The sequence below is a fragment of the Streptomyces sp. NBC_01451 genome (assembly GCF_036227485.1).
GTDB lineage: Bacteria > Actinomycetota > Actinomycetes > Streptomycetales > Streptomycetaceae > Streptomyces.
Map to the genome: position 1 here is coordinate 8,118,548 of NZ_CP109479.1, position 13,364 is coordinate 8,131,911.

Below are 13,364 nucleotides of genomic sequence, written 5' to 3' on the forward strand. Positions count from 1 at the left end.
TCATGGCGATAGCGCAGCCCGAACGGGGCGGGCTGCTGCCCGAGCGGACGGCACCCCATCGAGGCAACCTCGCCACCACCGCCTGCATGGAGACACTGCAGGTGGGCTATCTGCACGCCGTCGCCGCGGCGGCCGGCTGTTCGCTGTCCCAGCCGTTCCCCGACAACGGCATCGACTGGCACGTCAGCCACGGCGCCCCCGGGCACACGGTCGACGACGAGGTCACCATCAAGGTCCAGCTGAAGTGCACGTACCAGATCGCACCGAATCCGCAGGCCCCGTATTTCTCCTTCACGCTCGACAACGCCCACCTGACGAAACTCGCCCGCACCCCGGTCTCCGTGCACAAGATCCTGGTCGTGATGCTCGTACCGCGCTCGCAGGACGACTGGCTGAGCGCCGGCCACGACCGCCTCGACCTGCGGCACTGCTGCTACTGGATCAACCTCGCCGGTCAGCGGACCACCGGCCGGTACCGGACCACCGTGCGGATACCGACCTCACGCATCTTCGACGACCGCGCGCTCTGCGAGATCATGACGCGGGTCGGGACGGGAGGCAGACCGTGACGCACCGGCCCACCGAGGACCCTCTGCGGCCTGTCCGGCCGCACCCCGTGGACACTTCCTGGCACGACGAACCGCCCGCGCCCGAACAGGTCGACCCCGCGGTGCTCGGCGCCCTCCTGCGCCGGCACGGCTGGCAGCGGCGCGGGGGAGCCGTCGGACGATACGGCCGCTGGACCCCACCAGGGCCCGGCGGCCACGGCACGAGCCTGCTCGTGCCCGAGAGCCGGGCCTTCCCCGACAGCGACGACCTGCTCGCCGAGGCCCTGGTCGCTCTCGCCCGCAGCGGATCGCCCTCCGCGCGCGAGGTGCTCGTCGGCCTCGCCGTGCCCAGCGACGAGATCCGCTGGTGGCGTGACGTGCCGACCGGACCCGCTGGTGTCGCCTCCTGGCCCGTCGAGGAACAACTGCGCTCGGCCGCCCGCCGGATGATGCTCGCCGGAGCACTCGCCACGCGCGCGCGTGCCGGCTACTACGGCGCCCGCCACCGCAGGACCGCCGACGCCCTCCTCGAACACGTCCTCGTCGGCGCGGCACCGGCAGGGCGCAGCCTCACCGCGTTCGTCCCCGTCGGCACGGGCCGCCCCCTCGCCGTACGCCTCCACCAGGCCCTGTACGCGGCCCGCGAGGCCATCGACTACCACCGGGCCACCGGCGGCATGGACGCCTTCGACAGCGCCGTCGAGGCAGGCGTCAGCCACGAGCTGACAGAGGCCCTCGTCGCCCTGGTGCGCGGTGCGGAGGGCGCCCGGATCGCCGTCGAGTGGGCACCCGGCGCGGAGGTCCCCGACGGCTGCTCGGCCCGCACCGAACCGGTCGAGTTCTCCCCCGGCGACCTGCCCGCCCTGCGCGCGGCGGGCTCCCGGTATCTGCGCGAGGAACCCTCGGTGCCGGTCCGCATCACCGGCACGGTGGTACGGATGCGCAGGTCGGGCCCGCGCGGCGAAGGCGCCGTACGCCTGCGGGTGCTGGCCGGCGCCGAGATCCCGCACGTCCGGATGACGCTGGACGAGGAGGCGTACCGGATCGCCGGGCACGCGCACCTCGTCGGACTGCCGGTTCGGGTGCACGGCCGGCTGGAGAGCCGGGGCGGCTTCCGCAGGCTGACCCAGGCCTCCGGGGTCGTACCCGTCCAGGTCGACGAGGCGGAGCGGGACCGGCTGATGAAGTCGCTCCAGGAGACCGCCGAGCGCATCGCCTTCTTCGAGGAGGAGTGCAGCGGCGACGACTGAGCGCGGCGGTGAGGCGGCGGCCAGGGGAGCTTCCCGTTATCTGTTTCGCGGTGGGCGGGGCCGGGTCGGTACGATCCTTCCTTGCGCGCGCTCCCGGTATGGCGCCGCACCCACCTGCAGTCAGGAGAGACCGGTGTCAGAAGTCCGTGTGATCATCCATCGCGATTCCGAGCGGGAAGAGCGCGTGGTGGCGACGGGGACTACGGCCGCCGACCTCTTCGCCGGCGAACGTTCGATCGTCGCCGCGCGGGTGGGCGGGGAGCTCAAGGACCTCGCGTACGCGGTGGCGGACGGCGAGGAGGTCGAGCCGGTCGAGATCTCCTCCGAGGACGGCCTGAACATCCTGCGCCACTCCACCGCCCACGTCATGGCCCAGGCCGTGCAGGAGCTGTTCCCGGAGGCCAAGCTCGGCATCGGCCCGCCCGTCAAGGACGGCTTCTACTACGACTTCGATGTCGAGAAGCCCTTCACTCCCGAGGACCTCAAGGTCATCGAGAAGAAGATGCAGGAGATCCAGAAGCGCGGGCAGCGGTTCTCGCGCCGTGTGGTGACCGACGAGGCGGCTCGCGAGGAGCTGGCGTCAGAGCCGTACAAGCTGGAGCTGATCGGCATCAAGGGCTCCGCCTCGACCGACGACGGCGCGGACGTCGAGGTCGGCTCCGGCGAGCTGACCATCTACGACAACCTCGACGCCAGGACCGGCGACCTGTGCTGGAAGGACCTCTGCCGCGGTCCCCACCTGCCCACCACCCGCAACATCCCGGCGTTCAAGCTGATGCGCAACGCCGCCGCGTACTGGCGGGGCAGCGAGAAGAACCCGATGCTCCAGCGCATCTACGGCACCGCCTGGCCCACCAAGGAGGAGCTGAAGGCGCACCTCGACTTCCTCGTCGAGGCGGAGAAGCGCGACCACCGCAAGCTGGGCAGCGAACTGGACCTGTTCTCGATCCCGGAGCAGATCGGCTCCGGCCTAGCCGTCTTCCACCCCAAGGGCGGCATCGTCCGCCGGGTGATGGAGGACTACTCGCGCCGCAGGCACGAGGAGGAGGGCTACGAGTTCGTCTACACCCCGCACGCCACGAAGGGGAAACTCTTCGAGACCTCGGGCCACCTGGACTGGTACGCGGACGGCATGTACCCGCCCATGCAGCTCGACGAGGGCGTGGACTACTACCTCAAGCCGATGAACTGTCCGATGCACAACCTGATCTTCGACGCGCGCGGCCGTTCGTACCGTGAACTGCCCCTGCGCCTCTTCGAGTTCGGGACCGTGTACCGGTACGAGAAGTCGGGCGTCGTGCACGGCCTGACCCGCGCCCGGGGCTTCACCCAGGACGACGCGCACATCTACTGCACGCGTGAGCAGATGGCGGAGGAGCTGGACAAGACGCTCACCTTCGTCCTCGGCCTGCTGCGGGACTACGGTCTGACCGACTTCTACCTGGAGCTGTCCACCAAGGACCCGGAGAAGTTCGTCGGCTCCGACGAGGTCTGGGAAGAGGCCACGGAGACGCTGCGGCAGGTGGCCGAGAAGCAGGGGCTGCCTCTCGTTCCCGACCCGGGCGGCGCCGCCTTCTACGGGCCGAAGATCTCCGTCCAGACGAAGGACGCGATCGGCCGGACCTGGCAGATGTCGACGGTCCAGCTGGACTTCAACCTGCCCGAGCGGTTCGACCTGGAGTACACCGGCCCCGACGGGTCGAAGCAGCGGCCGGTGATGATCCACCGCGCCCTGTTCGGCTCCATCGAGCGGTTCTTCGCGGTGCTGCTGGAGCACTACGCGGGCGCGTTCCCGGCGTGGTTGGCGCCGGTCCAGGCGGTCGGTATCCCGATCGGTGACGGGCACGTGGACTACCTGCAGAGGTTCGCCGCGGAGGCGAAGAAGCAGGGGCTGCGGGTCGAGGTGGACTCGTCGTCCGACCGTATGCAGAAGAAGATCCGCAACGCCCAGAAGCAGAAGGTGCCGTTCATGGTCATCGTCGGCGACGACGACATGAACGCCGACACGGTGTCCTTCCGCTACCGGGACGGTTCGCAGGAGAACGGCATCCCCTTCGCGGAGGCCATCGCGAAGATCGCGAAGGCCGTCGAGGAGCGGGTGCAGGTCTGACCGGAGACTGATCGGCAGCTGAAGGGGGCCTCGGGGAAGTCACTTCCCCGAGGCCCCCCTGTCGTCCCCGGGCCCGGCCCGCCCCGGCTCGTCCTCCCGTGAGAACACCTGTAGCAGCCACGACGAGAACGACCCCGTCACCGCGCCCAACAGGGCGAGTCCACAGGCCATCAGGCCCACCGCGACCACCCGGCCCACCGGGGTCACCGGAGCGACATCGCCGTACCCGACGGTCGCGAGCGTGGCGCAGGTCCACCACACGGCGTCGCCGAACGTCCGGATCGTCGCGCCGGGCGCGGCGCGCTCCTGCTGGTACACGGCCAGGGCGCCCGCGAACCCGAGCAGTGCCACCGACAGACCGGCGTACACGATCACGCGCGCGTGCAGCGCGAGCCGGGTCCGGCCCCGCCGGTGCAGTACGGCCTCGTACACCCTGACGACACGCAACGGGCGCAGCAGGGGCAGCAGCAGGACGAGGGTGTCCAGCCAGTGCGTGCGCACGAACCGGGCGCCGGCGCCGCTCAGCCGCCAGCGCACCGTGTAGTCGAGCGCGAAGACCGCCCAGGCGGCCAGCAGCACGGCCAGGCAGAGGGCCTGTCCTGTGCCGGACAGACCGAGGGCGAGTACGCGGACCGCGTAAGCGGCGAGGAAGAGCAGTGACGCCACTCCGAGGGGGACCTCGGTGCGCCGCTCCCAGCGATTCGTGCGGCTGTCGTCGTCCATTCCGCCAGCTTGGCCGTGGGCGTCCCGGCGTGAGCCCCGGCGACACGCTCCATATGGGCGAAGCAATATGCTGCATGGCATGACGAGTGAGCCGGAGCAGCAGATCGGAGTCGGGACGCAGGACGCGTTTCAGCGCCTGTGGACGCCTCACCGAATGGCGTACATCCAGGGCGAGAACAAGCCCACCGGCCCAGGCGCCGACGACGGCTGTCCCTTCTGCTCGATCCCGGCCAAGTCCGACGAGGACGGCCTCATCCTCCAGCGTGGCGAGCAGGTCTACGCCGTGCTCAACCTGTACCCGTACACGGGCGGCCATCTGATGGTCGTACCGTACCGGCATGTCGCCGACTACACGGACCTGACGGACTCCGAGACCGCCGAACTGGCCGAGCTGACCAAGCAGGCGATGACGGCGTTGCGCAGGGCGTCCGGTGCGCACGGCTTCAACATCGGGATGAACCAGGGCACGGTGGCGGGCGCCGGCATCGCGGCCCATCTGCACCAGCACATCGTCCCGCGCTGGGGCGGCGACACGAACTTCATGCCGGTGGTGGGCCACACGAAGGTGCTGCCGCAGCTGCTGGGGGACACAAGGAAAATGCTGGCGGAGGCGTGGCCCTCCAGCGCGGGCCCGGACATCCCCAGCCCGGTCTAGGCTCTCCAGCCCGTCCGGCGTTTGAGGACGAGGCCGTTCAGGCCGAAGCGGGGGTCTGGGGGCGGCAGCCCCCAGAGACGCCCACCCACCCGACCCCCACTGCCGAACCGCCGGAGGCCTACGCGTCGTAGACGTCGGCCTTCCGGGGCATCGGATCCTGTACGGCCGTGCTGAGGAACGACGACCGGCTGCCGAACTTCTCCGTGTCCGCGCCGTTCTCCTCCAGGACCTTGATCGCCGCCGCGTGGACGACCCGCAGTACCGGCGTGGCCGCCCGCAGCGCGTCGTCGGCCATGAAGCGGTGCCGCCACGGCTGGTCCGCCCACGAGTGACGCAGCCCGAAGGGTTCGGGCAGACCCAGTGAGCCGCCCAGCCAGTTCAGCAGCGGCGGGTACCAGGTCAGCGGCGCACGCGCGGCGAGCCGTACGACCTCGTCCGCGTCGACCAGGGGGAGCTTGACCTTCCGGGTCTCCCAGAACCTGACCGACTTCTGGACCTCCTTCTCCTTGGCCGCGGGCTTGCTGGTGAAGAGGGAGTGCACGGGACCGAGCGCGTGCCCGGTCACCTCGATGCGCAGGGTCTCGTGCAGCACAGTGACCGTGATGAGCATGGTGATGATCAACTGGCCGTCCCAGAGCGTCCACTGGACCCCGAGGTAGTGGCGCTGACCACTGCCGAACTGCTGCTTGTTGCAGATGTCCTGTATCGCGTGGTTCTTGATCATGTAGGCGTCCACGTCCGTGCCGCTGGGCCGGGACACCTCCTTCGCGCCCTCACCGACGGGCGTGACGATCCAGTGCTTCAGGGACGGCTTGGTGAACCCGCCGGTGTTGAGCGGGCCGCGCTCCAGCATCCGCAGCTGGTCGTGGATGGAACGTATGACGTCCCAGCTGCGGAAGGGGTGGATCTCCTTGCCCGCTTCCCGGGGTACCAGGTCCTCGGCGAGCTGCCAGCTGCCCCAGCGGGTGCCCATGCCGAGTATGCCCTTGGGCCCGGCGTAGAAGACGGAGTTGGACTGCTGCTCGGCGCTGAGCCGGGCCAGCTCCTTGCGCAGGTGTTCGGCGGCCGTCTCGCCGGGGCTGCCGGGCACCGCCTCGGGGATCTTGGCGCCGACGCCACCGCCGGACAGCAGTCCGGCCCAGCGGTCGCGGAGGTCCTGCGCGGTGCGCTCGCAGATCTGCTTGGCCCACAGCCAGCCGACGACCGGCAGGACGACGCACGCGCGTGCGTACCAGGCCCAGAAACCGGTGAACGGCATCTTGATCAGGAAGATCACCGCGAAGGCGCCCACGGCGACCAGCAGGGTGGTGGCGAGCGCGGAGGCCCGCTTGTCCGCGCGCTTGGAGATGTTCGCGCGGCCGACGAAGACCAGCAGCCACAGCAGGAGTCCGGGGAGGAAGAGCACCCCGCACAGCACCGTCACCGCGGAGAGCCAGTTGTCGCGGTCGCGCCGGATACGGTGCGCCGCGAGGGCGTGCTCGACGATGACCTGCGGCTCGGTGCCGAAGGACTGGATGAGCGGCTTGCGGCCGGCACCCAGCATGCGGTCGATCACGGCCCGGGAGAAGGCCTCACCGAGCTTGGGCCGGAAGATCTTCCCCCATGCGCCCCGGGGCGGGTTGACCGTCGACTTGTGCCACTCGTTGTCGGCTTCCAGGATCTTGGTGACCTCGTCGTCCTCCCGGTAGGCCGCCGAGGCCAGCGCGAAGGTCGCCGCCGTCTGGCCCGCGGAGCCCGACAGGGGCACCTGTGCCCCGGGACTGAAATCGAAACCGTCGTCCGCCACTGTGCCGCCCCCTCGCCGCCGTACCCGCTTCTGCGGCCTTTCCCGACTTCCTTGCCCCGCACACCTGTTGAACAGGTCATCGTGTTGATCGAGTCACAACTTGATCAGGTGATCAGCGTATCCGCAGCCACCGACAAATGGGCGGCGGACGGCACAAGCCGTCCGCCGATGTGGAGGAGAACGTTCCGCGAAGGCCATGTGCCGGGCCCCGGTCGCCAACTACGCGGTTCCCCGGGCCTGTTCGCGGACCTTCTCGGCGATCTGCGGCGGCATCGGCTCGTGCCGCGCGTACCTGCGGTCGAAGCGGGCGGTGCCGTGCGAGAGGGAGCGCAGATCGACGGCGTACCGGTCGATCTCGATCTCGGGCACCTCGGCCCGTACGAGGGTCCGCCCGCCGCCCGCCTGCTCGGTGCCGACGACCCGCCCGCGCCTCCCGGAGAGGTCGCTCATCACGGACCCCACGTAGTCGTCGCCGACGAGCACCGTCACCTCGGCCACGGGTTCGAGGAGGTGGATCTCGGCGTCGGCGGCGGCCTCGCGCAGCGCGAGCGCGCCGGCGGTCTGGAACGCGGCGTCGGAGGAGTCCACCGAGTGGGCCTTGCCGTCGAGCAGGGTGACCCGTACGTCGATGAGCGGATAGCCGGCGGCGACTCCCTTGCCGGCCTGGGCCCGTACGCCCTTCTCCACGGACGGGATGAACTGCCTGGGCACGGCGCCGCCGACGACCTTGTCCACGAACTCGATGCCCGAGCCGCCCGGCAGCGGCTCCACCTCGATGGCGCAGATCGCGAACTGCCCGTGCCCGCCGGACTGCTTCACATGACGTCCGCGCCCCGCCGACCGGCCGCCGAACGTCTCCCGCAGGGAGACCTTGTGTGGTACGACGTCCACCTGGACGCCGTACCGGTTGCGCAGCCGTTCCAGGGCGACGTCCGCGTGGGCCTCGCCCAGGCACCACAGGACCACCTGGTGGGTGTCCGGATTCTGCTCAAGCCGCATCGTGGGATCCTCGGCGACGAGCCGGCCGAGGCCCTGCGAGAGCTTGTCCTCGTCCGCCTTGCTGTGCGCCCGGATGGCCAGCGGCAGCAGCGGGTCGGGCATCTCCCACGGCTCCATCAGCAGCGGGTCGTCCTTCGCGGAGAGCGTGTCACCGGTCTCCGCCCGGTTCAGCTTCGCCACACAGGCCAGGTCACCCGCGATGCAGTGCGTGAGCGCGCGCTGCTGCTTGCCGAAGGGCGCGGACAGGGCGCCGACGCGCTCGTCGACATCGTGGTCCTCGTGGCCGCGGTCGGCGAGCCCGTGCCCGGAGACATGGACCGTCTCGTCGGGCCGCAGGGTGCCGGAGAAGACGCGGACGAGCGACACCCGGCCCACATAGGGGTCGCTGGCCGTCTTCACGACCTCCGCGACCAGCGGGCCGTCCGGATCACAGGGTTTCAGGTCGCGCGGGCGGCCGTCCACCGTGGTGACCCCGGGCGCCGCGCGCTCCAGCGGGGTCGGGAAGCCCCCGGTGATCAGCTCCAGCAGCTCGACGGTGCCCAGGCCCTGCCGGGCACCGTCGGCGGCGGGGGCGGCGGCGAGCACGGGGAAGAAGGTCCCGCGCGCGACGGCGCGTTCCAGGTCCTCGACCAGCGTGTCGAAGTCGATCTCCTCACCGCCCAGATAGCGGTCCATGAGGGTCTCGTCCTCGCTCTCCGCGATGATCCCCTCGATGAGCCGGTTGCGGGCCTCCTCGATGCCCGGGAGCTGTTCGGGCCCGGGTTCGGCCTCCTTGCGCTCCCCTGAGGAGTAGTCGAACAGCTTCTGCGACAGCAGTCCGGTCAGCCCGGTCACGGGCGCGTGCCCGTCCGGCCCCGGCGCGCCGTGCAGCGGCAGATAGAGCGGCAGTACGGCGTCGGGGTCGTCCGCGCCGAAGGCCTCCGCGCAGATGCGCGTCATGTCGTCGAAGTCGGCGCGCGCGGACTCCAGGTGCGTGACGACGATGGCCCGCGGCATACCGACCGCCGCGCACTCCTCCCACACCATCCGTGTCGAGCCGTCGACCCCGTCCGAGGCCGAGACGACGAAAAGGGCCGCGTCCGCCGCGCGCAGACCGGCCCTGAGCTCCCCGACGAAGTCGGCGTATCCGGGAGTGTCCAGAATGTTGATCTTGTACCCGCCCCATTCGACGGGCACCAGGGAGAGCTGCACCGAGCGCTGCTGCCGGTGCTCGATCTCGTCGTAGTCGGAGACGGTGCCGCCGTCCTCCACACGGCCCGCCCGGTTGACGGCTCCCGCGGTCAGCGCGAGAGCCTCCACCAAGGTGGTCTTGCCCGATCCGCAGTGGCCGACCAGCACCACATTCCGTACGGACGCGGGGTGGTCGGCCGCTGTAGCCCTGCCGGCGGCTCCGGGGTGTGCGTTCGCCTTGTCGCCCATGGTCCTGCCTCCCGTGCACGGTGAGGTCACTGGGGGCGCGGACGTGCCGAAGCCGCGTGCGGTGGCGGCTCCGGTGACGCCCGCGGTGCTTTCGAGCTTTGCACTCGTGTCACGGTGCGTCCATACGGCGGACGCGATCGTGCGGACGGGACGGTCCGCGTGGCGTGATCCGGGCTGCCGACATCCCGCTGTGACCCGGATGGCGTCAGGCCGTGACACGGGGGTGCGGGTGCCCGAACGTCGCACACGCGCGCGCGTGGCTACGATGGGCCAGCCGGTGGCCAGTAGGGGCCGCACGGCGACACCGACCCTCGGGAAGGCCATGCTGAACAAGTACGCGCGTGCATTCTTCACGCGTGTCCTCACACCGTTCGCAGCGTTTCTCATCCGCCGGGGCGTCAGCCCCGACACGGTCACGCTCCTCGGTACCGCCGGAGTGATCGCGGGCGCGCTGGTCTTCTACCCCAGGGGTGAGCTCTTCTGGGGCACGATCGTCATCACGCTGTTCGTGTTCTCGGACCTCGTCGACGGCAACATGGCCCGCCAGCTGGGCCGGTCCAGTCGCTGGGGCGCCTTCCTGGACTCCACCCTCGACCGGGTGGCCGACGGCGCGATCTTCGGCGGCTTCGCCCTCTGGTACGCGGGCGGCGGGAACGACATCGTCCTGTGCGCGGTCTCCATCTTCTGTCTGACCAGCGGCCAGGTCGTCTCGTACACCAAGGCGCGCGGTGAGTCGATCGGCCTGCCGGTCGCCGTCAACGGCCTGGTGGAGCGCGCCGAGCGCCTGGTGATCTCGCTGGTCGCGGCCGGTCTCTCGGGTATGCACGAGTTCGGGGTGCCCGGCATCCAGTACCTGCTGCCGGTCGCCCTGTGGATCGTCGCCGTCGGCAGCCTGGTCACGCTGATCCAGCGCGTCGTCACGGTTCGCCGGGAGGCCGCGGAGGCGGACGCGGCAGCGGCGAGCGGGAGTACCGACCAGAGCACCGAGCAGAACAGCGAGACGGCATCGTGAGCGATCTGCGGGGGAGGCTCACGGACGGGGCGTACGCGGTGGGCTGGAGCGCCGTGAAGAAGCTCCCGGAGCCTGTCGCCGCCGCGCTCGGGCGGACCATCGCCGACCTCGCCTGGAAACGGCGCGGGGAACGCGTACGACGGCTCGAATCGAACTACGCGCGCGTGCTGCCCGACGCGACACCGCGGCGTCTCGCCGAACTGTCCCGCGCGGGCATGCGTTCGTACCTGCGCTACTGGATGGAGTCCTTCCGTCTCCCCACCTGGAGCCCGGAGCGGGTGAAGGCGGGTTTCGAGGCGAAGGACCTGCACCACCTGACCGACGGGCTGGCCTCGGGCCGGGGGGTGGTCCTCGCGCTTCCGCACCTGGGCAACTGGGACCTGGCCGGCGCCTGGGTCACCACCAAGCTGGAGACACGGTTCACGACGGTCGCCGAGCGCCTGAAACCGGAGACGCTGTACGACCGTTTCGTCGCCTACCGCGAGGGTCTGGGCATGGAGGTCCTGCCGCACAGCGGCGGCACCGCGTTCGGCACCCTGGCACGGCGGCTGCGGGACGGCGGCCTGGTCTGCCTGGTCGCCGACCGGGACCTGTCCGCGTCGGGCGTCGAGGTGAAGTTCTTCGGCGACGCGGCCCGGATGCCGGCCGGTCCGGCCCTGTTGGCCCAGCAGACCGGCGCACTCCTGCTCCCGGTGACCCTGTGGTACGACGACTCGCCGATCATGAAGGGCCGGGTTCATCCCCCGATCGAGGTACCCGAGACAGGTACGAAGGCCGAGAAGACGTCAGTCATGACACAGGCGCTGGCCGATGCCTTCGCCACGGGAATCGCCGACCACCCGGAGGACTGGCACATGCTTCAGCGGCTGTGGCTCGCAGATCTCGACCCCGCGAAGGATCCGGAGAGGAACCGGGTGAAGAGCACCGGGAGCGGGCAGGACGTCGTGCGGGACCCCGGGAAGGGGACCCCGTGAAGATCGGCATCGTCTGCCCGTACTCCTGGGACGTGCCCGGCGGCGTCCAGTTCCACATCCGCGACCTGGCCGAGTACTTCATCCGGCTGGGCCACGAGGTCTCCGTCCTCGCCCCGGCCGACGACGACACCCCGCTCCCGCCGTACGTCGTGTCGGCCGGCCGCGCGGTCCCGGTGCCGTACAACGGCTCGGTGGCCCGCCTGAACTTCGGTTTCCTGTCGGCCGCGAGGGTGCGGCGGTGGCTGCACGACGGCGAGTTCGACGTGATCCACATCCATGAGCCGGCCTCGCCCTCACTGGGCCTGCTGGCCTGCTGGGCGGCCCAGGGCCCGATCGTGGCCACCTTCCACACCTCGAACCCGCGCTCCCGGGCCATGGTCGCCGCGTACTCGATGCTCCAGCCCGCCCTGGAGAAGATCAGCGCCCGGATCGCGGTGAGCGAGTACGCCCGGCGCACGCTGGTGGAACACCTCGGCGGCGACGCGGTCGTCATCCCGAACGGTGTCGACGTCGACTTCTTCGCCGGGGCCAAGCCGAAGCCCGAGTGGCAGGGCGGCACGATCGGATTCATCGGCCGCATCGACGAACCGCGCAAGGGACTGCCGGTCCTGATGAAGGCGCTCCCGAAGATCTTCGCCGCCCGCCCGGAGACGAGGCTGCTGGTCGCCGGCCGTGGAGACGAGGAGGAGGCGGTGGAGAGCCTGCCGCCGGAGATGCGCTCGCGGGTCGAGTTCCTGGGCATGGTCAGCGACGTGGACAAGGCCCGGCTGCTGCGCAGCGTGGACATGTACATCGCCCCCAACACCGGCGGGGAGAGCTTCGGGATCATCCTGGTCGAGGCGCTGTCTGCGGGCGCACCCGTCCTGGCCTCGGACCTCGACGCGTTCGCCCAGGTCCTGGACCAGGGAGCGGCGGGCGAACTGTTCACGAACGAGGACGCGGACGCCCTGGCCGACGCGGCCGTACGCCTGCTGGGCGACCCGGCCCGCCGGGACGAACTGCGGGAGCGGGGCAGCGCCCATGTACGGCGGTTCGACTGGTCGACGGTGGGGGCGGACATCCTGTCCGTGTACGAGACGGTGACGGACGGTGCGACAGCCGTCGCGGCGGACGAGCGTACGGGTACGGGGCTGCGGGCGCGGCTGGGGCTGGCGGCCCGGGACTGAGGAGGACGCGCCCCCAGGTGTCGGCGCGGGCACCCACCAGCCCGTCCGGCGTTCGAGGACGAAGCCCGTTCAGGGCTGAAGCGGGGGTCTGGGGGCGCAGCCCTCAGGGACGCCCAGGTGAAGGACTCCACGGAACCAGCGGAGCGCCCCTGTAGCCTTGCCGCCCGTGACCGCAACCCTCATCTGGATCCTTGTCGGGCTCGTCGCCGTCGGCCTCTACCTGAGCTGGACCGCAGGGCGGCTCGACCGTCTCCACGCCCGCATCGACGCCACCCGCGCCGGTCTCGACGCACAACTGCTGCGCCGGGCCTCGGTCGCCCAGGAACTGGCGACGTCGGGCGTCCTCGACCCGGCCGCCTCGATCGTGCTGTACGAGGCGGCGCACGCCGCCCGGCAGGCCGAGGAGGAGCAACGGGAGGTCGCCGAGAGCGAGTTGAGCCAGGCACTGCGGGCCGTCTTCGGAGAGGCGGCGCAGGTCGAGGCGGTGCGGGAGGCGCCCGGCGGGGAGGCGGCGGCCCGTGAGCTCACCGAGGCGGTGCGCAGGGTGCCGATGGCCCGGCGGTTCCACAACGACATGGTGCGGGCGGCGCGGGCGTTGCGGCGGCATCGCAAGGTGCGGTGGTTCCGGCTGGCGGGGCATGCCCCGTTCCCGCTGGCGTTCGAGATGGACGACGAGCCGCCGACGGCACTGGCGGAGCGGACCCCGGTGTAAGGACGGTCTC

General features: G+C 70.8%; 11 protein-coding genes. 8 read left to right on the top strand and 3 right to left on the bottom strand.

Annotated elements, in window-relative coordinates; all coding sequences use genetic code 11:
• The first annotated feature begins 2 nt into the window (after positions 1 to 2).
• From OG595_RS35695 to thrS, 3 genes are all read left to right on the top strand, one after another.
• Complete coding sequence (locus tag OG595_RS35695; protein WP_329279378.1) at positions 3 to 569, top strand: DUF4365 domain-containing protein; 567 nt, start codon at positions 3 to 5, stop codon at positions 567 to 569.
• A complete protein-coding gene (locus OG595_RS35700) occupies positions 566 to 1,798 on the top strand; it encodes a hypothetical protein (RefSeq protein ID WP_329279380.1) in 1,233 nt (410 codons plus the stop codon). Before OG595_RS35695 ends, OG595_RS35700 begins: the two co-directional genes overlap by 4 nt.
• A gap of 133 nt (positions 1,799 to 1,931) precedes the next feature.
• On the top strand, positions 1,932 to 3,908 hold the full coding sequence (gene thrS, locus OG595_RS35705) for a threonine--tRNA ligase (RefSeq protein WP_329279382.1): 1,977 nt from the start codon (positions 1,932 to 1,934) through the stop codon (positions 3,906 to 3,908).
• Between the two features lie 39 nt (positions 3,909 to 3,947).
• Here the strand turns inward: thrS and OG595_RS35710 are convergent, their stop codons facing one another.
• Positions 3,948 to 4,631, bottom strand: coding sequence for a potassium channel family protein (locus OG595_RS35710; protein ID WP_329279384.1), 684 nt, complete (start codon positions 4,629 to 4,631; stop codon positions 3,948 to 3,950).
• A gap of 67 nt (positions 4,632 to 4,698) precedes the next feature.
• Here OG595_RS35710 and OG595_RS35715 point away from each other — a divergent pair, with 67 nt between their 5' ends.
• Complete coding sequence (locus OG595_RS35715; RefSeq protein WP_329279385.1) at positions 4,699 to 5,286, top strand: HIT family protein; 588 nt, start codon at positions 4,699 to 4,701, stop codon at positions 5,284 to 5,286.
• Positions 5,287 to 5,404: 118 nt separating this feature from the next.
• Here OG595_RS35715 and OG595_RS35720 read toward each other — a convergent pair whose 3' ends face one another.
• Together OG595_RS35720 and OG595_RS35725 are read right to left on the bottom strand one after the other, a co-directional pair.
• Positions 5,405 to 7,072 (bottom strand): hypothetical protein, encoded by a 1,668-nt coding sequence (locus OG595_RS35720; protein WP_329279388.1) that lies wholly within the window; start codon positions 7,070 to 7,072, stop codon positions 5,405 to 5,407.
• 219 nt (positions 7,073 to 7,291) lie between these two features.
• The gene (locus tag OG595_RS35725; RefSeq protein ID WP_329279390.1) at positions 7,292 to 9,490 is read right to left on the bottom strand and encodes an elongation factor G-like protein EF-G2; all 2,199 of its coding nucleotides are present in this window, start codon (positions 9,488 to 9,490) and stop codon (positions 7,292 to 7,294) included.
• Positions 9,491 to 9,755: 265 nt separating this feature from the next.
• Here OG595_RS35725 and pgsA point away from each other — a divergent pair, with 265 nt between their 5' ends.
• From pgsA to OG595_RS35745, 4 genes are all read left to right on the top strand, one after another.
• Entirely contained in the window at positions 9,756 to 10,502 is a 747-nt protein-coding gene (gene pgsA, locus OG595_RS35730) for a phosphatidylinositol phosphate synthase (protein WP_329283465.1), read from the top strand.
• The gene (locus tag OG595_RS35735; RefSeq protein WP_329279392.1) at positions 10,499 to 11,476 is read left to right on the top strand and encodes a phosphatidylinositol mannoside acyltransferase; all 978 of its coding nucleotides are present in this window, start codon (positions 10,499 to 10,501) and stop codon (positions 11,474 to 11,476) included. Before pgsA ends, OG595_RS35735 begins: the two co-directional genes overlap by 4 nt.
• Entirely contained in the window at positions 11,473 to 12,642 is a 1,170-nt protein-coding gene (locus OG595_RS35740) for a glycosyltransferase family 4 protein (protein WP_329279394.1), read from the top strand. Before OG595_RS35735 ends, OG595_RS35740 begins: the two co-directional genes overlap by 4 nt.
• Positions 12,643 to 12,808: 166 nt before the next feature.
• Positions 12,809 to 13,354, top strand: coding sequence for a hypothetical protein (locus tag OG595_RS35745; protein ID WP_329279396.1), 546 nt, complete (start codon positions 12,809 to 12,811; stop codon positions 13,352 to 13,354).
• Positions 13,355 to 13,364: the final 10 nt, after the last annotated feature.